This window comes from Citrobacter sp. Ct235 (genome assembly GCF_030332305.1).
GTDB classification, from domain to species: domain Bacteria; phylum Pseudomonadota; class Gammaproteobacteria; order Enterobacterales; family Enterobacteriaceae; genus Citrobacter_A; species Citrobacter_A telavivensis.
In genome coordinates this window covers 336756-359786 of the sequence record NZ_JAOWIC010000047.1, presented here as the reverse complement: position 1 = coordinate 359786, position 23031 = coordinate 336756, and the positions used below count along the sequence as shown (strand labels likewise).

Below are 23031 nucleotides of genomic sequence, written 5' to 3'. Positions count from 1 at the left end.
TCCTTCAGGCCGAACGTATTGCCAGCCACTGACGTAATTGTTTTTTATCGACTTTCCCGACCGGGGTCAGAGGCAGCGCCTCAACGGTTTCCACCCGGTCCGGTAACTTGAATTCAGCAACGCCCTGCTCACGCAGGAAACGGCGCACCTGTACCGCGCGTAGCGGTTCTTTTACCACCAGATACGCGCAGCTTTTCTCACCCATCAGTTCATCTTCCATACTCACCAGCGCCGCATGGATCACCGCCTGATGACGCAGTAACAGGTTTTCTATCTCTTCGGCTGCGATCTTCTCGCCGCCGCGGTTGATCTGATCTTTCTCCCGTCCCTGCACGGTGATGTAGCCATCCTCGTCGATAGAGATAAGATCGCCTGAGCAGTAGAAACCGTTGGCGTCAAAGGCGCTGGCGTTATGCTGCGGGCTCTTGTAGTAGCCACGAAAGGTGTACGGGCCGCGCGTCATCAGCCGCCCGATTTCTCCCTGTGGCAATGGGTTGCCATCGGCATCCGCCACCCACACTTCATCATCCGGACACATCGGACACCCCTGGGTATTAACGATCCGCTCCAGGCTGTCGTCGAGACGGGTGTAGTTCACTAAGCCTTCCGCCATGCCGAAGACCTGCTGCAGCTGGCAGCCAATTTCGGCCGGGATCCGCGCCGCCAGCGAGGCTGACAGGCGCGCACCGCCAACCTGCAACAGCGTCAGCGAAGCCAGTTGCGCGTTACTGCCCCACTCGTTAATCGCCTGTAACCACAGGCTGACCGCAGGCGGCACCAGCGCCGTCGCGTTAATCTGATGTTTTTCAATCAGCGGGAAGCACAGCGTGGCGCTCGGATCCGCTGCCAGTACCACGGTGCCACCGGCGAGAAATACCCCCAGCGAGCCGGGAGAACTCATGGCGTAGTTATGCGCAGCAGGGATCGCACATAAAAAACGCGTATCGGCAGTGAAGTGACAGATTTCATTACTGCGGCGTACGCTGTAGTAGTAGTCGTTGTGGGTTCGCGGGATAAGCTTCGGCGTCCCGGTCGTGCCGCCGGAAAGCTGGAAGTAGGCCACTTCATCCGCGGGCGACGGCGTGGCGACAAACGCGTCTGCCGGTTGATTTATCGCCGCTTGCAGGCAGTGCTCACCGCTGTCATTGAGCAGATGCACCACCCGAATAGTCTTATGTTGAGTAATGAAGGCGTTCAGAAAATCATTGTCGGCAAACAGCGCGTGCTGGCGATCGGCAATCAGCAGCGCGGGTTCAATTTGCGTCGCATACGCGGTAAGTTCAGTGCGTTGATGGCTGAACAGGGCGAGAACGGGCGCGACGCCAAGCTTCAACAGCGCAAAGAACGTGATGTACAACTCCACCACATTGCCCAACTGCACCAGCGCGGTTTCACCGGGTTTGATCCCCTGGCGGCGCAGCGTACAGGCGAGGTTGTCCGCTGCCTGGTTCAGTTCACGGTAGCTCAACTGACGCTCGCCTTCGATGACCGCCATATGGTCGTTTTCCGCATGGCGGGTCAAAATGTCCGTTAGCGGCAGATCCTGCCAGTAACCTTTTTCACGGTAACGACGGGCAAATTCGTCAGGCCACCGGGTGAAAGGGATGTTCATCATCGCTCCTTAATGCAATCCAAAAACGTTCAACATGGTGGAAAGTTTGACGCCGGTTTCACGCCACTCTCCCACCGGCGAAGAGGCCGGGACGATCCCTGCACCCGCAAACAGGCGGACCTGGTTTTTACGTAACGTCGCACAGCGGATGGTCACCACCCATTCACCGTTGCCTTCGGCGTCGCACCAGCCGACGATGCCGCCAAACAGTTCGCGATCGAACGGCTCCAGTTCAGCAATCAACTGTTTCGCCGCCTGATGCGGGAAGCCGCTCAGCGCAGGCGTCGGGTGCAGCAGACAGGCCAGCGTCAGGGCGTTTTCTCCGGCATTGGCTTTGCCTTCAAACGGTGTGCCGAGGTGCCAGAGCGTTGGCGTGGTGATGAGCTGCGGAGAAGACGGCAGTTGCAGACTCTGACTGCGACCGCGCAGCACGGTTTTCATCGCCTGCGTAACCAGCTCGTGTTCATGGCGATCTTTCTCAGAGGCCAGTAGACGGTTTCCGGCTTCCCGGTCCAACACATCATCAGGCTGACGGCGCGCGGAGCCCGCCAGCGGCAGAGAACTAAAGCGATCGCCCTCTTTGCGCAGCAGCAGTTCCGGGCTCGCGCCGAGCAGAACGCCACCATCGTGCAGCGGGACATGGAAGTTGTAACTAACCGGGTTTTGCGCCACCAGACGCTCAAGCAGCGCACCGCTGTCGATCTCGGCATCGGTGGTGATATCAATCAGTCGCGACAGCACCACCTTGTCGACTTCCGGCGTCGCCGTCAGCGCGGCAGCGCGCGCGACCATCTCTTCAAACGTCTCCTGCTCTGGGATCGCTTTGCGCGCCGTAACGTTCAGCGCCTGATGGTCGGTGAAGTAACGTGATGACTGTTGTTTTTCCTGGCGAGAAAAGGGCTGCCAGCATTGGGGAATAAACAGTGACGATGGCTGACGGGTGTCGAACGGAATAGCCCCCACCATGACCGGGTTTGCGATACCCTGCGCGTTGGCATCGGCGAACATTTTTTGTAATTTTTGTTGGAAGGGGCTGTCTGGCGAATCGCCGTTCACGGCAGGTTCATCGAAGCGGGCGAAGCATCCTGACGTCGTAAAGCTCCGATACGGCGACATAAAGAAAAAGCGATGGGGTGCAAGTGTTGCCATAGTCTGCTGAACTTCCTCGGCCAAAGACGTATCCATATCATCCTCCAAAAATGATAAAGGTTTTAATAATGATTATCATTTATATTTTCGGGCGCTAACCTAAAAGCAAACAGGCGACATGTCAACTCTTGAGGTAGCACAAAGTGCGACTAACGCTTGCATCCCTTACGCTTAATAATGAAAATGAGAAGCATTAATAACTCAGCACAGGAACTGATTTGTGAGACTGCCTTCCCTGCCCGGCCTGCTCGTTACGCTCTTCGTTTTCGGATTCTCCTCAGCCCACGCCGCGGACTGGCCGCGTCAGGTGACTGACGTTCGCGGCAGCCACACGCTGGAACACAAACCTGAACGCATCGTCTCTACCAGCGTCACGCTCACTGGTTCATTGCTGGCGATTGATGCGCCGGTGATCGCCAGCGGGGCAACGACGCCAAACAATCGCGTGGCTGACGATCAGGGATTTTTGCGTCAGTGGGGCGACGTGGCAAAAGCACGCAAACTGACCCGCCTTTATATCGGCGAGCCGAACGCCGAAGCCGTGGCTGCGCAGATGCCCGATCTCATTCTGATTAGCGCGACCGGCGGCGACTCCGCGCTGGCCCTGTACGATCAGCTCTCCCCTATCGCCCCGACGCTTATCATTAATTACGACGATAAAAGCTGGCAGTCGCTGCTGACGCAGTTGGGCGACATCACCGGCCAGGAGAAACAGGCCGCCGCGCGTATTGCGGAATTCGATAAGCAACTGACCGTCGTTAAACAGCAGTTGGTACTGCCGCCGCAACCGGTGAGCGCGCTGGTTTACACCGCTGCGGCCCACAGAGCCAATCTGTGGACGCCAGAGTCCGCGCAGGGACAAATGTTGGAACAACTCGGCTTTACGCTGGCAACGTTGCCTGGCGGACTGCAGGCCAGTCAAAGCCAGGGGAAACGTCACGATATCATTCAGCTTGGTGGTGAGAATCTGGCGGCCGGACTGAACGGCGAAGCGCTGTTCCTGTTTGCCGGTGACGAGAAAGACGAGCAGGCAATTTACGCCAACCCACTGCTGGCGCATCTGCCGGCGGTACAGAACAAGCGCGTTTACGCCCTGGGCACCGAATCTTTCCGCCTGGATTATTACAGCGCGATGCGAGTGCTCGACCGTCTCTCCACGCTGTTCTAATCGCCATTGCCGGATAGCGGTTAACGCCTTATCTGGCCTGCCTCACATTATGCCGGTTCCGGCGGCGTCTGCCGGAATCGACGTAACTCACTGAGCAACAGCAGTAGTAGCAGTCCCACAATGACCAGGCCGAAACCGCTAATGCTCGCCGAAGCCACCGGCGTCATGACGGCTCCCAGACCGCCTAACAACGCCGCACCGATGGCATCTCCCGTGACGTTCTGCGCTGTCCACAGACCGTTGATGCGCCCTAACATATTTTCCGGCGTCTGCGTTTGCAGCATCGTGTACTGCAACAGCGAGCTGATGGCGCTCAGCCAGCCGAACAGCGCCAGACAGACCACTCCTAACCCCCAGACAGGCATCAGGGCAAACACGCCAATCGCCAGAAACGCCCCCACGCTCGAGGCCAGCATGATCAATCCCGGACGCACGCTGTGCGCCAGTTGCCCGCTGGTGAGTGCGCCAATCGCCGCTCCGAGCGGAATAGCGGCGTACAACATACCAATCTGCGCCGCCGACATCTGCCAGTTAATTGCCAGCGCCGGATAGAGCACGCGCACGGCGCTTGCCATCGTCAGCAGACCGCCAAGCAGCGCAATGCCGCCGATCAGCGGACTGGCAAGCAGGAAGCGAAACGCCGCCAGCAGCGATTTCAGCGGATGTTCACGTTGCTGTGGTGGAGGCGGCAGCGCCGGAAGGCTCAACAGCGGCAGTAAGGTGATAAAAGTGCCCGCCGCCGCCAGACCGTAGTTCCAGACCACGCCACCGGTGGCGAGCAGCAGTCCGCCCAGCATAGGCGAAATCACCGAGCCCAGACGTACCGTCAGCATGGTAATTGCCCCCGCCTGCATCAGATTTTCACGTCCCACCAGCGCAGGCGTCGCCGCCAGCAATGCCGTCACGCCCAGCGAGGCAAAAAAGCCGTCCCACAGGCCCAGCAGATAAATGGCGATCAGTGAGGGTTCTGGCAGCATCGCGTTCAGACACAGGCCGATGAAGCCAATGCCGCAGGTGCCGCGTGCCAGCAGGATCACTTTTTTGCGTTCATAGCGATCGGCCAGTACGCCGCCTACCATTAGCCCGACAAACATCGCGCTGCCGGTCAGCGTCACCGAGAGACCCACCTGCCAGGTGGAATGCGTCATCATCTGGATTTGTACGGGAACCGCAACGCCGAGCAGTCCGAGCGAGACAATAGAGATAAAACGGGCGAGGAAGACAGCGCGAAATGCCGGGTGTGTCTTCAGCAAACTGAGGTTGAGCAGCCAGGATTGTCGATTCATTACAACGCCTTAATGCGATCTTTTTTTCATTATCCATTCAATGGCTGCACATGCTAACATAATCAAATAAGATCGATAACGATAATTACTATCATTATCAGGGAAGTTGATATGTCATGTTCTGTTTCCGTGACGCGTGCCATTGCCGTGCCCGGATTGTTGTTATTACTGGTTATCGCCACGGCATTAAGTCTGATCATCGGCGCAAAATCCTTGCCCATCTCCGTGGTTGCACAAGCGCTCACCGGTACCTGTCAAAGTGCTGATTGCACTATCGTGCTGGATGCCCGTCTGCCGCGAACGCTGGCGGGACTGCTGGCGGGCGGTGCGTTGGGACTTGCTGGCGCGTTGATGCAAACGCTCACCCGTAATCCGCTGGCCGACCCGGGTCTGCTTGGCGTGAACGCCGGAGCCAGTTTTGCCATTGTGCTGGGCGCGGCGCTGTTCGGCTTTTCCACACCGCAGGAACAACTGGTGATGGCCTTTATCGGCGCGCTGGTGGCATCGCTGGTTGTGGCATTTACCGGCAGCCAGGGCGGCGGTCAGTTAAGTCCGGTGCGCCTGACGCTGGCGGGCGTTGCGCTCGCCGCCGTTCTGGAAGGTCTCACCAGCGGTATCTCCCTGTTAAACCCGGACGTCTACGATAGTCTTCGCTACTGGCAGGCCGGTTCACTGGATATCCGCAACCTGCAGACGCTCAAAGTGGTTATTGTGCCGGTACTGATTGCCGGTGCCACTGCGCTGATGCTCAGCCGGGCGCTGAACAGCCTGAGTCTGGGAAGTGATACCGCCACGGCGCTTGGCAGCAAAGTCGCACGCACGCAGCTCATCGGCCTGCTAGCCATCACCGTCTTATGCGGCAGCGCCACGGCGATTGTCGGACCGATTGCGTTTATCGGCCTGATGATGCCGCACATGTCGCGCTGGCTGGTCGGCGCCGATCACCGCTGGTCGCTCCCCGTGACGCTGATCGCCACTCCTGTTCTGCTGCTTTTTGCCGATATCATTGGCCGCCTGATTGTTCCCGGCGAGCTGCGCGTGTCGGTAGTGAGCGCCTTTATTGGCGCCCCGGTACTGATCTTTCTGGTTCGTCGTCGTCCGCGAGGTGCCGCATGATGTACGTATCGCGTCGCCTGCTGGTAGCGTGCCTGTTACTGACGGTCGGCTGCCTGTTCTTCGCACTCTGGGGCCTGCGTAGCGGTGCCGTGCCGCTGGAAATTCCTCAAATTATTGCCGCCTTAACCGGCGATGCGCCGCGCAGTCTGACGATGGTCGTGACCGAATGGCGCCTGCCGCGCGTGTTGATGGCGCTGCTGATTGGCGCGGCACTCGGCGTCAGCGGCGCGATTTTTCAGTCCCTGATGCGCAACCCGCTCGGCAGCCCGGACGTGATGGGTTTTAACACCGGAGCCTGGAGCGGCGTGCTGGTCGCAATGGTGCTGTTTGGTCAGCATCTGACCGCTATCGCGTTGGCGGCGATGGCCGGCGGTATTCTGACGTCTCTGGTAGTCTGGCTGCTGGCCTGGCGCAACGGTATTGAAACCTTCCGCCTGATCATTATCGGCATCGGCATTCGCGCCATGCTGTTTGCGTTTAACACCTGGCTGTTGTTGAAGGCTTCGCTGGACACTGCACTGACCGCCGGATTGTGGAACGCCGGATCGCTTAACGGCCTGACCTGGGCGAAAACCTGGCCTTCCGCACCGATCATTATCCTCATGCTGGTAGGTGCCGGACTGCTGGTGCGCCGCATGCGTCTGCTGGAGATGGGTGATGACAGCGCCTGCGCGCTGGGCGTCAGCGTGGAGCGCTCGCGACTCGCCATGATGCTGGTCGCCGTGGCATTAACCGCGGCAGCCACCGCACTGGCCGGCCCCATTTCCTTTATCGCGCTGGTTGCGCCACATATCGCCCGTCGCCTGAGCGGCACCGCGCGTTGGGGATTAACCCAGGCCGCACTCTGCGGCGCGCTATTACTGCTGGCGGCCGATCTGTGCGCGCAGCAACTGTTTATGCCTTATCAGCTTCCGGTGGGTGTAGTCACCGTGAGCATCGGCGGTATTTACCTTATCGCCTTGTTAATTCAGGAGTCCCGCAAAAAATGACCGAATCAGTAGCCCGTTTGCGTGGCGACCAGTTAACGCTGGGTTATGGAAAATTCACCGTTGCCGAAGACCTTAACGTCACCATTCCCGATGGTCATTTCACGGCCATTATCGGGCCAAACGGCTGCGGGAAATCGACGCTGTTGCGGACCCTCAGTCGGCTGTTGACGCCGACAAACGGTCACGTCTGGCTGGACGGCGAGCCTATCCAACGCTATCCGAGTAAAGAAGTGGCCCGGCGCATCGGCCTGCTGGCGCAAAATGCCACGACGCCGGGCGATATCACCGTGCAGGAACTGGTGGCGCGCGGACGCTATCCGCATCAACCGCTTTTTACTCGCTGGCGTAAAGAAGATGAAGATGCCGTGACGCAGGCAATGCGCGCCACCGGCATTACGCATCTGGCCGGTCAAAGCGTGGATACGCTGTCCGGTGGTCAGCGCCAGCGCGCATGGATAGCGATGGTGCTGGCGCAGGAAACGTCGATCATGCTGCTTGATGAACCGACGACCTGGCTTGATATCAGCCATCAGATTGATCTGCTGGAATTACTGAGCGAACTGAACCGCGAGAAAGGCTATACCCTCGCCGCCGTGCTGCATGACCTCAACCAGGCCTGCCGCTACGCCACCCATTTGATCGCGTTGCGGGAAGGAAAAATAGTCGCTGAAGGGGCACCAAAGGAGATCGTCACGGCGGAATTGATTGAGAAAATCTATGGGTTACGCTGCATGATTATCGACGATCCGGTGGCGGGCACACCGCTGGTGGTGCCGCTGGGCCGTCGTTAACCGATCGCCGGAAGGTGCTGAACCTTCCGGCCGTCTGTCAGACCAGACGTTCTTTGACAGTGGCGTCATCCATTTTACGCGCGGCCATTGCATGCTGGAGAAGCACGCCAGCACAGGCCGTAATTCCTCCCATGATTGCCGCCAACACGACCACGATCGTTCTACCCGGCCCCTGTTTTTTCACCGGTAATGATGGCTCAAGCTGGTATTTGAACGGCGAGAACTTCACGTCGTGGATATCGACGGATTCCAGTTGCTCAACATAATACTGCCGGTTTTTTAATTCAGCATTCAGTTCAGCCACATCCGTTACCGATTTTTCAATTTCCAGCTTTCGCTGGATCCCATCGGCGCCCAGAGAAATAGAAAAATCAGGATCGTCTTTCACCGCCTGGCCATTGCTGTAAACCGGTTTTTTAATTCCGGCTGCATTGGCAATCTCCAGTGAATAATTGAGTCGTTGAATATTGGTATCCAGTTGATTTTTAAGTTTCACGCGGTCCAGTGCCAGACGTTCTTTCTCAAAACGTGTTTTGACCTCCAGCTGATTGCGGATATTTTCCAGCGAATCCTGCACCACAATATCAGCAATAAACCGGATATATCCCGCCAGAACCTGCTGTGCCTCTTCTTTGGTAGGTGCCGTAAAACTCAACACCCAGGACGTATACAGCGCCGTTTCATTTTTCTTTCCGGCCTTGCTGTCCACCGCGTTCATCTTTTCACTCAGCGCGACGATGGCCCGATGCAATTCCAGTTCATTGATTTCCGCGCCTTTTAATTGATCCATTACATAGGGAGATGAGCGTAAATATTGCTCCAGTAGTGAAGACGACTGAAATTTCTTGATAAAGAGATTGAAGGTGTTACTACGATCGACTTTGATATCAAGGTCCAGAACACGTAATCCCGTCAGCGTTCTCTGCAGATCCTGCCACTGGATTGATTCGGCAGGCGTCACCACGGCTTCACTGGTCCAGCGCTGCGGTAAAAAAAACGTGACGAATAACCCCACGCACGCAAACGCGAGCGTACACGCAATAATACGTTTTTTAGCCTGCCATAAAATATCAATCAGTTTTAATAAATCGATTTCATTACTCTGAGAGTGGGGCAACGGAAAACCAGTAAACTCCGTATTTTTACTCTGCTTAATATTAAGTGACGGCATACTGTACGTCCTGTTGCATGTTCCATGAAAGCTAATTCCAGCTAACAGCGTAACAAACCCCCATAATATTCCGAAACACTAATGCATGGCTAAAGCTAAATTCAGAAGTTACCCTCCTGAAGGTAATATTCTTAATACAAGGAATTATCGCAATAAAAGATCCCCCGTAACTATGACGCGTTGTTGGCGCGTTGTTACGAGGGATGCTTAGAAGACGAATTATTAATCAGCTATGCTTATATTTATCACAGCATGCGGCGATGACAGGGCCGATATTTTCAAAGGCGGATGGGGAGATAATCTCCACATGCGCGCAGTCCTGACGATACACCTCCAGCTCCGCAATCCACGGCGCCCAGCTGCGTTCCGGGCTTACGCCATCCGGCAGAGTACGCTCGGCAACAAACAGCGTCGCGCGGCCATCAAAGGGGACGCTGTGCGCGCTGGTGAGTAAGCGGACGGCATCAGCGTAATTCCCTTCAATGGTGCTAAACAATTCGCCTGACGCGTTCCCCTGCTGCGCGGCCAGAAACGCCTCCCGCTCACGATCAATTTCCGCCAGCACTTCCGGGTCGAGTCCATTGGCCTCTTTTTCTGACCAGTTTTGCGTTTCCGGCGGCCAGGTATCCAGCAGACCGAGGAAAGCGACCGCTTCACCCCGCGCCCGCAGACGTGCGGCAATACCCTGCGCCAGCGTGCCGCCAAGCGAATAGCCCAACAGGTAATACGGGCCATGCGGCTGTTGTTCAAGGAGCGTCGCCAGATGGTGTTCGCAGACCGCGTCCAGATTGGCTGACGTCTGCATCGGCCCCTGTGGACGCGGCGACTGAATCCCCGTAATCGACCACTGTGGACTGAGATAGCGCGACAGTACGCTGAACTGCCAGGCAAATCCCGATGCCGGATGGAAGCAAAACAGCGTCGGGCCGTCGCTTTTACGCAGCGGCAGCAGCGTTTCAAACCCAAGACGCTGCGTCTGTGCGTCATCGTCCGCATCCAGCAGCGCCGCCAGCTGCGCCACCGTTGAAGCCACCATGACCTGCCCCGGCGTCACCTGACGGGCGAAGGTCCGGCTCAGTTGCGCTGCCAGCTTCATGGCCAGCAGCGAATGCCCCCCCAGCGCGAAGAAATCAGCCTCAACGTCGTTGACGTCACAGCCCAGCAGTTCACTGAATGCCTGAGCCACCGTCGTTTCGCTGCCCGGCTGCGGGGCTCTCCCTCTGGCACGCGGCGTTAATTCCGGCATCGGCAACGCTTTACGATCCAGCTTGCCGTTGGCGCTGAGCGGCAGTTGCGCCAGTTGCAGTAACACCACGGGTACCATATGCAACGGGAGTTTCTCACGCAACTTCGCCTGGAGAGTGGGAATATCGAGCGGAAGGCCTGACTGCGAGACCAGATACCCTACCAGTTGGCGGGCATCGCCCCCCGTTGCCGCCGCCTGATTAAAGACACAGGCGTGAACCACCGCCTGTTCAACGTCAGGCAATGCCTGCATGACACGATCGATCTCGCCCAGTTCGATACGCTGACCGCGGATCTTAAGCTGATCGTCACTGCGTCCCAGATACTCCACCGCCCCGTTTTCCAGCCAGCGTGCGACGTCTCCGGTGCGGTACATCCGCTCTCCTGGCGCAAACGGATCGGCGATAAAGCGACTCGCCGTGAGGTCCGGTCTGCCAAGGTAACCCTGAGCGAGCTGGATGCCGGTCAGGTAGAGATCCCCCGCCACGCCGATGGGGACCGGATGCATCATCGCATCCAGGATCCGCAGTCCGGTATTCCACACCGGGAAGCCAATCGGTACGCTACTGCCAGTGACCTTTGCCAGTTCATCGCCCCAGGCCGGATACCAACTGACATCAACCGCCGCCTCCGTTGGGCCATACAGATTATGCAGCGGGGCATGCGTCAGTTGCTCCCACTCGCGGCATAAATCGGCGGGTAAGGCTTCGCCGCTGCAAAAGACATGCTGTAACGTTGCACAGCTTTCACCGGCGCGCTCTGGCGTCAGCGAAGCGACGAATGCCGCCAGCATCGACGGCACAAAGTGGGTCGTTGTCACCCCGTAGTGGGCAAAAAAGCGCTGCATGGCCAGCGGATCGCGGTGCGCTTCGGGTTCAGCCATCACCAGCTTCGCCCCGGCAATAAACGGCCAGAAGAATTCCCACACCGAGACGTCAAAGCTGCAGGGCGTTTTTTGTGCCACCACGTCCTGCGCCGTCAGTCCGTACTGGTTTTGCATCCACAGCAGACGGTTAACGATGGCGGTTTGCCCGACCATCACCCCTTTCGGTCTGCCCGTTGAACCAGAGGTAAAGATAATGTACGCCGTATGCTGCGGTTGCGATAACCCCAGCGGCGCGCTATCGCCTGCCGCCAGCGGTTCGTTATAGCAGAGGCTTTCCAGTCCCGGAATGTCGCTAAAGCGCGATAGCTGTTCCGCCGTAGCGATCAGCAGCTTCGGCTGCGCGTCTTCCAGCATCATCCGTAGACGATCGTCTGGATAACCGGTGTCTAATGGTAACCAGGCCGCGCCGGCTTCAACAATCCCGTGCAGCGCCAGCGTCAAAAATACGGAACGCGGTAAGGCCACCGCGACGCTGTCGCCCGGTTGCACACCGCGTTCGCGCAGCACACCGGCGAGCGCCACCACCTGTTCGCGCATTTCGCGGTAGCTGAACTGATAGCGGGCATCCGCCAGCGCGGGAGCGTCCGGCGTTCTGCTCGCCTGTTCCGCTACCAGCGCACTCAGCGTCGTGGAAGGGATATCAACCGCCGTGGCATTAACCTGCGCAATCTGCTGATATTCAGCCGGAAGCAGCAGATCGGCATCACCGCAGCACAGAGCAGGGTTGGCGGCAAACTGTTCGACTAGCGCCATCAGACGTGACGCATGCTGTTTGAGCGTCGCTTCATCATAACGTTGCTGGTTGGCGAGAAGCTCAATGCTCAGGCCCCCCTCTTCATCCGGGAACAGTGCCAGTTCCAGATCGTTCACCGGCCCCGTCGCCAGCGTATGGGTTTGCGCTGAAACCCCCGGCATGTCCAACTGATAGTCGAAGACTTTGACGTTAAGCACCGGGCCAAACAGCGGTTCTTCCCCCGCAGCCCGTCCGCTGTCGCGGACGATTTGCTCTGCATCATAACGCTGATGACGGCGCATTTTCTTAAGCTGCGCGGACAGTCGTTTTGCCAGTTCTGCCAGACTTTCTGTGGCATCAATACGCACGCCCAGCGGTAACACGTTGAGTACCGGTCCGGTGGCGGTCAGCGCTGCCGATCCCATGCGGCGCATAAAGATAAAGCCTGCCGCATACTCCACCCGGCTGCACAGGCGTCCCAGCCAGAGCGCGACCAGCGCCAGCGCCAGATCGGTTCGCTGTACGTCAGGCAGTTGCGCTGCCAGGTGGCGAAACGCGCCTTGTGGCGCATTCAGCTTCATACGGTAAATTTCTGACGTTGCCGCGCGCCCGGGCAGCGGAGTCGGTGAAAGCGATGCCGGTGGCGGAAGCTGTTTACGCTGCTCGGCCCAGAACGCGGCGTCACGCTGCCAGGCTTCACTCTGGCGATATTGCTGATACTCTTCCACGACCTCGGCAAACGGCGTGAAGGGGGAATCAGGTGTTGCTTCACCCCGACGCCATGCGCTGTAAATCGCGGTGATTTGGCGGGTAATCGCCGGGAAACTGAAGCCATCAACCAGTAAATGATGATAGCGCTGATACCAGTACCACTGGCGATCGCCGACCTGAATCAATTGATGATGCGCCAGCGGCTTACCGCCGTCGACGCGCAGATTTTGCTGGAGATCGGCCTGCATCAGCGCCAGCGCGGCGTCATGCGGGTTCGCTGCAGTGCGGAGATCGAGAATCAGCGGTTCGGCAAACGTAAAAGATTCATCCACCCATTGCCAGACGTCGCCGTTATCCTCGGTAAAACGCATCCGTAACGTATCGGCCTGCTGCATGCCGGCGACCACCGCGCGCGCCAGCATCTGCGCATCCAGTTCGCCAGTTAATGCCACATAGTGTGCGACGCTCCAGGCGGAAGGTAATGTGGAGAGTTTTTCGGCCATCCAGATGCCAGGCTGTGCGGCGACAAGCGGTAAACGTGGGCTCATTGCGCCTCCTGAGAAACGGCATAATGGCCGGGAATTAACGTGGTCCAGTGACGCGCCAGCCACTGCTCGCAAGCTTCCTGAGACTGCGGTTCGCACGCCACCTGCCAGCCGGCAGGTAATGCGCAGTGCTGCGGCCAGAGGCTAAACTGCTGCTGCGAATTTTGCAGAATGTAGAACTGTCCCTGCGGATTATCGAAGGGATTACTGAATTCCATACTCAACTCCTGTCGTGGAAAATCGCTCGCTCAGAGCAGCGGCTTCCAGAGGTCAATCAACCCCTGCATCAGACCGCCACGCCAGCAAAGCGCATCATGTCCGCCGTCAACCTGACGCCAGAAAACCGACTGCTGTGTCGTCTGTAGTTGCGCGTAAAGCGCCTGATTTGCCCGGAAGATAACCGGTTCACGGACTCCCGCTTCGAGGACAATCCGCAGTCCCTGCGCGGACAGCGTGCCGGCGTTAAGCTGTTCAATAATCAGTCCGTCCTGGTGGCCACCGCGATGGGGCCACCAGTAAGAGCCGGACTGGCTGAGCACGCAGCCAAAGCGTTCCGGCCAGTGCAACCCGGCAAACAGCGATGACAGGCCACCAAAGCTTTGCCCCGCAACGATCGTGCGTTCCGGACGATCGCTGAACGGCGCGATGGCCCGGACCTGTGGCAATAACTCGTGTTGAACCGCCAGCCAGAAATCCGCATTGCAGGGCAGTTCACGACCGCGATGCGCGGTATCAATGGCATCAATAAGCAGATACACCGCCGGTGGAAGTTGACCACGCCGGGTAAGTGAAGTGAGCGCGGGCCAGACGGGCATACTCTGCGCCCAGAATTGCCCGTCGAGAAGAACCGCCAGGGGGCGTTCGCCAGGCTGCGCATCGCCCGTCGTAAAGACCCACACCCGGCGCGTATTACCCAGGCGCGCGCTGTTCCAGTGCAGAACCACCGGCGATGACGCAGGCGTTTGCGGGTAGTCCCAGCCCGGTTGCGCAGGGGCCTGCGGCATCTCGAGCGCCGAAACCGCGTGCCCTCGCCCGCCTTTCCAGCTAACAGGATTAAGCGGATCGGCAATCGCCTGCGGTAACAGCTGTCGCCAGCCTTCGCGTAGCGCCGTGCGATCCAGCGCTTCATCCGCCTTCAGCGACGCAAACGTATCGTCCCGCGTAGAAGGAATAAAGCAGTAGCTACCGCGCCAGTTGGCGCTTAAAACGGTCTGCCACTGCCAGACATCCGTTCCGGCAACGCGCTGCATCGTCTGAGGAAAGACATTCTGGTGATGGTCGGTAACGCCGGTGATATACACCCAGACTCGCTGAATGGCTGAGTGAAATTCACTCCCCTGCGGGTCGCGCCACCAGAAGGTCACCCGGTAATTTCCGTCTGCTTCACGCGCCCATTGCGGACCGTTTTTTGACTGCCACCAGGCCTCACTGCCTACCGTTAACGCCGTCACCGTCATAACCCCATGTTTACTGTGAATTTTTTTATTAATAGATGAAATATATTGATAATATTATTGATAACTATTTGCATTTGCAATAGCGTATTGACGCGCTGTGGGAAGCGCGAACAGTTTTTAACCAACCGCGCTGCGGGCTTTTCTGGAATGGAGGGTTTTCGCAGAGGCGGGCGACATCGGGCCGGATACCGATCTCAGGCGTCTGGTACACGTGGCTAAAGAAAAGCAGGAAATACAATGAACAAGAAGATTCATTCCCTGGCCTTATTGGTCAACTTAGGGATTTACGGGGTAGCGCTGCCTGCGATGGCAGAAGAAACAACTGATAGCACCGCGGTCTCTCATGAAGATACCATCGTGGTCACCGCCGCCCAGCAGAACTTGCAGGCCCCCGGCGTGTCGACTATCACCGCAGATGAAATTCGCAAAAACCCTCCCGCTCGCGACGTCTCTGAAATCATCCGTACCATGCCTGGCGTAAACCTGACCGGTAACTCAACCAGCGGTCAGCGCGGCAACAACCGTCAGATTGATATTCGCGGTATGGGACCCGAAAACACCCTGATTCTGATCGACGGTAAACCGGTGACCAGCCGTAACTCCGTGCGTCTCGGCTGGCGCGGCGAGCGTGATACCCGTGGCGATACCTCGTGGGTCCCCCCCGAGATGATCGAACGCATTGAAGTCCTGCGCGGGCCTGCCGCCGCGCGTTACGGTAACGGTGCCGCCGGTGGCGTGGTGAATATCATCACTAAAAAAGGCAGCAACGAGTGGCACGGTTCCTGGAACACCTATTTCAACGCGCCGGAACACAAAGAGGAAGGGGCGACCAAACGCACTAACTTTACCCTCAATGGCCCGCTGGGCGGGGATTTCAGCTTCCGCCTGTTCGGTAATCTGGATAAAACACAGGCCGATGCGCGTAACATCAACCAGGGTCACCAGTCTGAACGTACCGGCACCTATTCCGACACGCTGCCAGCCGGTCGTGAAGGCGTCATCAATAAAGACATTAACGGCGTGGTGCGCTGGGACTTCGCACCGATGCAGTCGATTGAACTGGAAGCCGGTTACAGCCGTCAGGGTAACCTGTACGCCGGGGACACGCAGAACACCAACACCAACCAACTGGTGAAAGATAACTATGGCGAAGAGACCAACCGTCTCTACCGCCAGAACTACTCTCTGACCTGGAACGGCGGTTGGGATAACGGCGTCACCACCACCAACTGGGTTCAGTACGAACACACACGCAACTCCCGTACGCCGGAAGGCCTCGCGGGGGGGACTGAAGGGATCTTCGACCCGAAAGCGTCACAGAAATATGTTGATGCCGACCTGAACGACGTCACGCTGCACAGTGAAGTCAGCCTGCCGTTCGATTTCCTGGTTAATCAGAACCTGACGCTGGGCACCGAATGGACCCAGCAGCGCATGAAGGATATGCTCTCCAATTCGCAAACCTTTATGGGCGGTGAAATTCCGGGTTCCAGCAGCACCGACCGCAGCCCGTATTCGAAAGCGGAAATTTTCTCGCTGTTTGCTGAGAACAACATGGAGCTGACCGACAGCACCATGCTGACGCCGGGTCTGCGTTTCGATCACCACAGCATCGTGGGCGACAACTGGAGTCCATCGCTAAACCTGTCACAGGGGCTGGGCGATGATTTCACCCTGAAGATGGGCATCGCGCGGGCTTACAAAGCGCCAAGCCTGTATCAGACCAACCCAAACTACATTCTGTACAGTAAAGGCCAGGGCTGTTACGCCACAGGCGCCGCAACCGGCATCGGTTGCTACATGATGGGTAACGACGATCTGAAAGCGGAAACCAGCGTCAACAAAGAGATTGGTCTTGAATTCAAACGTGATGGCTGGCTGGCGGGTGTGACCTGGTTCCGTAACGATTATCGCAACAAGATTGAAGCCGGTACGGTACCCATGGACCGCACATCGATTACCAACAAAGGCAAAACCACCTACACCGATATCTATCAGTGGGAGAACGTGCCTAAAGCGGTGGTCGAAGGTCTGGAAGGGACGCTGAACGTACCGGTAAGCAGCACCGTTAACTGGACCAACAACATCACCTACATGCTGCAGAGTAAAAACAAAGAGACCGGCGAACGCCTGTCGATTATTCCGGAGTACACGCTGAACTCAACGCTGAGCTGGCAGGTACATCAGGACGTTTCTCTGCAATCCACCTTTACCTGGTATGGCAAACAAGAGCCGAAGAAATACGATTACCAGGGTAAACCGGTGACAGGCTCGGATAAACAATCCATCAGCCCGTACAGCATTGTGGGTCTGAGCGCGACCTGGGACGTGACCAAAAATGTCAGCCTGACCGGCGGCGTGGATAACGTCTTCGATAAACGTCTATGGCGTGAAGGCAATGCCCAGACTACCGGCAGTACAACCGATGTTTCTTATATGCGTGGCGCGGGTGCGTACACCTATAACGAACCGGGCCGTACGTGGTACATGAGCGTTAACACGCACTTCTGATGTCCACTCCCCTCCTCCACCCGGAGGAGGGTTTTTGGTTTTAATGACGCGATGCAGACAACTCACTCCCTTCTCACTCTGGCTCACCACACGTTGCATTGTGTGACCTTCGAACCGGACACCTTCCACGAGCACGATCTGCTGTGGCTTCCGCATTATGCGCAACTGGCACATGCCGGGCGTAAGCGGAAAGCCGAACACCTGGCTGGTCGTATTGCCGCCGTCCATGCGCTACGCGAGTTGGGGCATAAAAACGTGCCGGGAATGGGCGAACAACGGCAACCGTTATGGCCGCAAGGTCTGTTTGGCAGCATCAGCCACTGCGCGACTACCGCACTGGCGGTGGTTTCCTGCCAGCCTGTCGGGGTGGATAGAGAGGAAGTATTTACGCCGCAGATAGCGGCAGAACTGGCAAACAGTATCGTCTCGGAGGCAGAAAAAGTACGACTTGCAGAGAGCGGATTACCTTTTGAACAGGCGCTCACGCTGGCGTTTTCCGCCAAAGAGAGCGCCTTTAAGGCAACCCAGGGGCTATCGCAGACAGACTGCGGATTCATGCACTATCACATTCTGGACGTTCAACATGACCAGATGAGATTACGGGCGTTCGACCAGATCTGGCGTGTACAGTGGCTCGCTTCCGATAGCCATGTCGTTACCGTAGCAACGCGTTAACCCTCAAAGCATTTCCCGCGCCTGGGCCGCAATCGACTGTGCATCAAAACCGTGGTGCTGGCGCATCCAGCCGCGGTCAGCCGCCGCCGCGTATTCACCATCCGGGATCCCTAAGCGCTTCAGAACCGCGCCAGTGCCTGCTTCGGCCAGGACTTCCGCCACCAGGCTTCCCAGCCCACCGTTGATATTATGCTCTTCAACGGTGATCACCGCTTTACAGCCTTTCACTGCCGCTAACAATGCCTGGGTATCACATGGACGAATGGACGGTACGCTTACCACCGTCGCCTGAATACCGGAATCGGCTAACAACGCGGCCGCATCAACAATTTCGTGGACGGTGGAACCTGTCGCCACCAGCGCCAGCGAGTCGCCTTCACGCAAGGTCACTACGGCACCCGGCACAAAACGATAGCTCTCGTCATGCAGTTCAGGGAGCGCTTTTCCGTCCATGCGAATGTACACTGGCCCCTTGTAGCCAAGGGCATAGTCGATTATCTGTCGACACTCTCGCGGTGAAGAGGGGGCGAAAATCTGGATATTGCCAAATCCACGCATGATGGCGATATCGTCAATCGCGTGGTGCGTGCTCGCCAGCGGACCATAGCTGGCCCCCGCATTCAGACCAAACAGCTTCACGTTGGTATTGTTGTAGCAAACGTCAACTTTGATTTGCTCATTCGCGCGGGAAATCAGGAATGGCGCCGCGTTACAGGTGACCGCAACCTTTCCGCCGAGCGCAAGCCCTGCCGCCGTCCCAACCATGCTTTGTTCGGCAATCCCCACGTTGACCAGCCTGTCCGGGAACTGCTTAATGAAGGGGCCTATTTTCGCGGTGGATGTTGAGTCAGCGACGACCGGCACCAGATCAACGCCATTTTCTACCGCATCGATAAACGCCTGAACCATGACGTTCGCGAGGTGTTCTGCATTACTCATCTTTCAACTCCTCCAGAGCCAGTTCAATCTCTTCACCTTTCGGCACCCGGTGGTGCCACTCAGGACGCCCCTGGATAAACGAGATACCTGCGCCTTTTGTGGTATTGGCAATCACGACGTTAGGTTTCCCTTCCTGCTTCAGGCCTTCCAGGGTACTGACGACCGACGCCATATCATTTCCCTTGCATTCGGTGACCTGCATGCCGAAGGCACGCCATTTATCCGCGAGCGGATCGGTGTTCATGATTTCACGCGTGGGTCCGGCCAACTGGAGATTATTCTTGTCATTGATGATCACCAGGTTATCCAGTCCATAATGCGCCGCTGCAAGCGCGGCTTCCCAGTTGCTACCTTCAGCCAGCTCACCATCGCCGGTAATTAAGAAGATACGACGGGCACTGTTGCTTTTCTTCGCCGCCAGCGCCAGCCCCACCGCGACAGGCAAACCGTGGCCCAGCGCGCCGGTGTTCAGTTCAATACCTGGCGTTTTCTGGCGCACCGGATGGCCCGGAAGATGAGAATTGGCATGTTGGTATGTGCTCAGCCAGTCAACAGGGAAAAACCCCGCCTCCGCCAGAACACAGTAGTAGCAGCCTACCGCGTGGCCTTTGGACTGAATGTAGATGTCACGCTCCTCATCGTCGATGCGATCCGGGGCGACATTCAAAATGCGGAAATAGAGTGCGGTGAGCAGTTCAACCTGAGACAGGTCCGCACCGGTATGCCCTCCTGCCGGGCTGTAGGCGTTTAATTTGACGATGTGACGGCGCACCGCTCGCGCTGTGCGCTCAAGAGTCTGGATATCATAGTGCCAGGGATTCATTTAACACCTCTGAATTTATTTTCAATATGGAATATTTATTCCATCAGGGACTAAAAAAACCAGAAATCCCTTTGCTTCGCATCACACGGCTTACGCTACGGTCTCTTACTCAGGAACATTCTGCCTCCTCACCGCGACCACATTGACGTCGGGAATAATCAGTTGACCTGAAATCACCATGAATATATATTCATAGATGACTCTTTATTCAATTATGCAACCACATTTCCGTATTTGTCCATCCCTGTTTTTGAGGATTGGTTAAAGTTAGAGCTTTATCACACTTACCTGGCTTTTGTTTTCGCGTATGATAAAAGTTTCTAAGATAATGGCTGTACGTAAATGATTTTCGGGGAAATATATGGCTAAGCAGGACGAACAACGGCTATTGGTTAAAATCGCCACCCTTTACTATCTTGAAGGACGTAAACAGTCCGATATCGCTCAGCTTCTCTCGCTTTCTCAGTCGTTTATCTCCCGAGCCATTACCCGCTGTCAGAAAGAAGGGGTGGTAAAAATCAGCGTCGTACAGCCCTCAAATATCTTCCTGAATCTTGAGAAAGGGATCGAAGATCGTTACGGACTCAAACAGGCGATCGTGGTGGATACCGAAGATGATGCCACCGACCACAGTATCAAACGCGCCATCGGTTCCGCCGCCGCCCATTATCTTGAAACCCGCCTGCGGCCCAAAGATCTGGTGGGCGTCTCCTCATGGAGTTCAACCATCCGGGCAATGGTTGACGAAGTGCATACCCAGAATCTGAAAGCCGGCGGCGTTATCCAGCTACTCGGCGGCGTCGGGCCAAACGGCAATGTGCAGGCCACCATTTTAACCCAGACGCTGGCGCAACATCTTAACTGCGAGGCCTGGCTGCTCCCTTCGCAAAGCATTGAGGGATCGGTTGAGGAGAAAAATCGGCTTATCGCCAGCAAGGATGTCGCCGAGGTGATCTCGCGTTTCGATAATGTCGATATCGCCATCGTGGGGGTGGGGATCCTGGAACCGTCCCAGTTGCTTAAAACGTCGGGTAACTACTACCACGAAGATATGTTACAGGTACTGGCCGATCGCGGTGCCGTAGGAGATATCTGCCTGCACTACTACGACAAAAATGGTCAGCCGGTCTTACAGGATGATGAAGATCCGGTCATTGGCATGGCGCTCGATAAAGTCAAAAAATGCCCAAACGTTGTGGCGTTGGCGGGAGGAACTGACAAAGTTGCTGCCATCAAAGGAGCGCTGAACGGGGGCTATATCGACGTATTGATCACCGATTATCCTACCGCGCGGATGTTAGTAACAGCCTGATCCCTCCCACATATTCGGTCTTTGCGAAAAAAGAGTTCGTCGCAAAGACCGTATAAAAATCCCTATATTTCAACAAACTGAAAGGATTCACCTCCGCGCGACTATCGCGTGAACCTGATATTCTTCCCGCTGTGTAAGTGTGATTCTCAGCACAATTGATGATTTTTTCTATAGCCCAACTGAAAGATTCTGGCTAAGGTATTAAATAAATAATCAGCATCGAATATATATTCAGACAGTAAAAATACACGATGTCACAATCAAGCCTGATTAAGTAATGACGCGACAGTGAGGGAGGCCCTTTTCCCTTTAACGCCGGGACGCAATGTGACTCAGGAGATAATCAATCTATGTGTGCAGCAAAGAAAGAGTTCATCATTGCGCTGGATGAAGGTACCACCAACGCCAAAGCGGTCGCCCTGGACGCTCAGGGCCTGGTGGTCGCCAAATTTTCTCAACCGCTGGCCATTCAGACTCCGCGTGAAGGCTGGGTTGAACAATCCGGCGAGGTATTGATTGATGCATCGCTCGATGTGATTGCGAAAGCGATAAGCCACGTCGGCGCCGACAACGTCGTGGCCCTGGCTATCAGTAATCAACGTGAAACCGCCATTGGCTGGTATCGCCAGACGGGTAAACCGCTGAATTCCGCCATCACCTGGCAGTGCACACGCAGTGCGGCGTACTGCGAAGAATTGCGTCACGAGCACAAAGAACACCTGATCAAGACCACCACCGGCCTGCCAATTGCGCCGCTTTTTTCCGCCTCAAAAATGCGCTGGCTGCTGGAGTCGGTAGCGGATGGCCCGCAGCTTGCGGCCCAGGGGAAAATCTGTCTGGGCACTATCGACAGCTGGCTGCTGTGGAATTTAACCGGCGGCGAGGCCTTCAGCTGCGACTACTCTAACGCGGCCCGCACCCAGTTGCTCAATCTGCACACCGGGCAGTGGGATGACACCATGCTGGAACTGTTCCACATCCCCCGCGCCGCGCTACCGGAAATTAAACCCTCCAGTGGATTATTTGGTTATACCCGTGGCCTGAACGGCATTCCGGATGGTATCCCGGTGATGTCGATGGTCGGTGACTCGCACGCCGCGCTGTTTGGTCATGCCCTCGGCGAGATGGGGTGCGTCAAGGCCACTTACGGCACCGGATCCTCCGTAATGGCGCCGGTGACTTCTGCCCAGTGCGATATTGGCGCGCTGGCGACCACCATTGCCTGGCACGACGGTGAGAACATCATTTACGGCCTGGAAGGCAATATTCCGCACACCGGCGATGCGGTGGCGTGGATGGCAGATAGCACCGGCCTGAGCGAACTTTCTGACGCCGAACTGGCTCATGAACTGAATACGCTCCCCGCCTCCGTTGAGTCAACCCTGGGCGTGTACTTCGTCCCGGCATTAACCGGGCTCGGCGCCCCCTGGTGGGATGACAGCGCGCGCGGCGTGATCTGCGGACTGAGTCGCGGCGTCAAACGAGCCCATCTGATCCGCGCGGCCCTTGAGTCGATTACCTATCAAATCGCCGATGTCGTGGTCGCCATGCAGCAACATGAAGACTTCAGTTTGTCGGCGCTGATGGTTGACGGCGGCCCGACAAAGAATGACTGGTTAATGCAGTACCAGGCAGACCTGCTGGGTTGTCCGGTGATGCGCAGCGATGTGCCTGAACTGTCGGCCATTGGCGCCGCGTTACTGGCGCGCAAAGCGCTTCACCCTGGCTCGCTCACTGATTTAAAAGCCTTTTTAACCGTACACAGCGCATTTCAGCCCGATATGGCCCGCCATCATCGCCTGCAAAAAAGATGGCAGGAGTGGCGCAATGCGGTGAACAGAACACTATGGAAACCGGCCCCGTCCGCCTGACGCCTCACCAGGGAAGATGCGTGACACCCCGACTCATTAAC

The 23031-nt window shown here is 56.9% G+C and carries 17 protein-coding genes; 8 read left to right on the top strand and 9 right to left on the bottom strand.

All coding sequences use genetic code 11. The features are described 5' to 3' along the window. Window positions 1-4 precede the first annotated feature (4 nt). The gene (gene entE, locus OGY35_RS14695; RefSeq protein ID WP_286632725.1) at window positions 5-1612 is read right to left on the bottom strand and encodes a (2,3-dihydroxybenzoyl)adenylate synthase EntE; all 1608 of its coding nucleotides are present in this window, start codon (window positions 1610-1612) and stop codon (window positions 5-7) included. 9 nt (window positions 1613-1621) lie between these two features. Next, window positions 1622-2797 (bottom strand): isochorismate synthase EntC, encoded by a 1176-nt coding sequence (gene entC / locus OGY35_RS14690; RefSeq protein ID WP_286632659.1) that lies wholly within the window; start codon window positions 2795-2797, stop codon window positions 1622-1624. A gap of 190 nt (window positions 2798-2987) precedes the next feature. Between entC and fepB the strand changes: the two genes are divergently transcribed. Beyond that, window positions 2988-3929 carry a Fe2+-enterobactin ABC transporter substrate-binding protein gene (fepB, locus tag OGY35_RS14685; RefSeq protein ID WP_286632724.1) on the top strand — a complete coding sequence of 314 codons (942 nt, stop codon included), beginning with the start codon at window positions 2988-2990 and terminating at the stop codon, window positions 3927-3929. Window positions 3930-3976: 47 nt separating this feature from the next. Here the strand turns inward: fepB and entS are convergent, their stop codons facing one another. Next, complete coding sequence (gene entS / locus OGY35_RS14680; RefSeq protein ID WP_286632657.1) at window positions 3977-5215, bottom strand: enterobactin transporter EntS; 1239 nt, start codon at window positions 5213-5215, stop codon at window positions 3977-3979. Window positions 5216-5326: 111 nt separating this feature from the next. Here entS and fepD point away from each other — a divergent pair, with 111 nt between their 5' ends. Genes fepD through fepC form a run of 3 tightly spaced genes read left to right on the top strand, consistent with a single transcriptional unit; the run spans window position 5327 to window position 8111 of the window. Beyond that, complete coding sequence (gene fepD, locus OGY35_RS14675; RefSeq protein WP_152405536.1) at window positions 5327-6331, top strand: Fe(3+)-siderophore ABC transporter permease; 1005 nt, start codon at window positions 5327-5329, stop codon at window positions 6329-6331. Further along, window positions 6328-7320, top strand: a complete 993-nt coding sequence (fepG, locus tag OGY35_RS14670; RefSeq protein ID WP_286632656.1) for an iron-enterobactin ABC transporter permease — start codon at window positions 6328-6330, stop codon at window positions 7318-7320. The genes fepD and fepG overlap by 4 nt, the downstream gene beginning before the upstream one ends. After that, window positions 7317-8111: an iron-enterobactin ABC transporter ATP-binding protein gene (gene fepC, locus OGY35_RS14665; RefSeq protein ID WP_286632655.1), complete on the top strand. Its 795-nt coding sequence runs from the start codon at window positions 7317-7319 to the stop codon at window positions 8109-8111. Before fepG ends, fepC begins: the two co-directional genes overlap by 4 nt. Window positions 8112-8148: 37 nt before the next feature. On the opposite strand, the gene wzz(fepE) is transcribed toward fepC, so the two are convergent. The 4 genes from wzz(fepE) to fes all read right to left on the bottom strand — a co-directional run bounded on the left by wzz(fepE) (window position 8149) and on the right by fes (window position 14853). After that, window positions 8149-9282 carry an LPS O-antigen length regulator Wzz(fepE) gene (wzz(fepE), locus tag OGY35_RS14660; protein WP_286632654.1) on the bottom strand — a complete coding sequence of 378 codons (1134 nt, stop codon included), beginning with the start codon at window positions 9280-9282 and terminating at the stop codon, window positions 8149-8151. Between the two features lie 226 nt (window positions 9283-9508). After that, the gene (gene entF, locus OGY35_RS14655; RefSeq protein WP_286632653.1) at window positions 9509-13405 is read right to left on the bottom strand and encodes an enterobactin non-ribosomal peptide synthetase EntF; all 3897 of its coding nucleotides are present in this window, start codon (window positions 13403-13405) and stop codon (window positions 9509-9511) included. Further along, window positions 13402-13620 carry an MbtH family protein gene (locus OGY35_RS14650; protein ID WP_152405541.1) on the bottom strand — a complete coding sequence of 73 codons (219 nt, stop codon included), beginning with the start codon at window positions 13618-13620 and terminating at the stop codon, window positions 13402-13404. The genes entF and OGY35_RS14650 overlap by 4 nt, the downstream gene beginning before the upstream one ends. A 30-nt stretch (window positions 13621-13650) precedes the next feature. Further along, window positions 13651-14853 carry an enterochelin esterase gene (fes, locus tag OGY35_RS14645; RefSeq protein ID WP_178823980.1) on the bottom strand — a complete coding sequence of 401 codons (1203 nt, stop codon included), beginning with the start codon at window positions 14851-14853 and terminating at the stop codon, window positions 13651-13653. Between the two features lie 243 nt (window positions 14854-15096). Here fes and OGY35_RS14640 point away from each other — a divergent pair, with 243 nt between their 5' ends. Beyond that, window positions 15097-17370, top strand: coding sequence for a TonB-dependent siderophore receptor (locus tag OGY35_RS14640; protein WP_152405543.1), 2274 nt, complete (start codon window positions 15097-15099; stop codon window positions 17368-17370). A gap of 51 nt (window positions 17371-17421) precedes the next feature. Then, on the top strand, window positions 17422-18045 hold the full coding sequence (entD, locus tag OGY35_RS14635; RefSeq protein ID WP_286632652.1) for an enterobactin synthase subunit EntD: 624 nt from the start codon (window positions 17422-17424) through the stop codon (window positions 18043-18045). Window positions 18046-18048: 3 nt separating this feature from the next. Here entD and OGY35_RS14630 read toward each other — a convergent pair whose 3' ends face one another. Both OGY35_RS14630 and OGY35_RS14625 read right to left on the bottom strand, forming a co-directional pair. Beyond that, entirely contained in the window at window positions 18049-18984 is a 936-nt protein-coding gene (locus tag OGY35_RS14630; RefSeq protein ID WP_152405545.1) for a transketolase family protein, read from the bottom strand. Continuing rightward, entirely contained in the window at window positions 18977-19807 is an 831-nt protein-coding gene (locus tag OGY35_RS14625) for a transketolase (protein ID WP_286632650.1), read from the bottom strand. The genes OGY35_RS14630 and OGY35_RS14625 overlap by 8 nt, the downstream gene beginning before the upstream one ends. Before the next feature lie 361 nt (window positions 19808-20168). Here OGY35_RS14625 and OGY35_RS14620 point away from each other — a divergent pair, with 361 nt between their 5' ends. Then, the gene (locus OGY35_RS14620; protein ID WP_042320815.1) at window positions 20169-21119 is read left to right on the top strand and encodes a sugar-binding transcriptional regulator; all 951 of its coding nucleotides are present in this window, start codon (window positions 20169-20171) and stop codon (window positions 21117-21119) included. A gap of 350 nt (window positions 21120-21469) precedes the next feature. Next, window positions 21470-22990: an FGGY family carbohydrate kinase gene (locus OGY35_RS14615; RefSeq protein WP_286632649.1), complete on the top strand. Its 1521-nt coding sequence runs from the start codon at window positions 21470-21472 to the stop codon at window positions 22988-22990. Window positions 22991-23031: the final 41 nt, after the last annotated feature.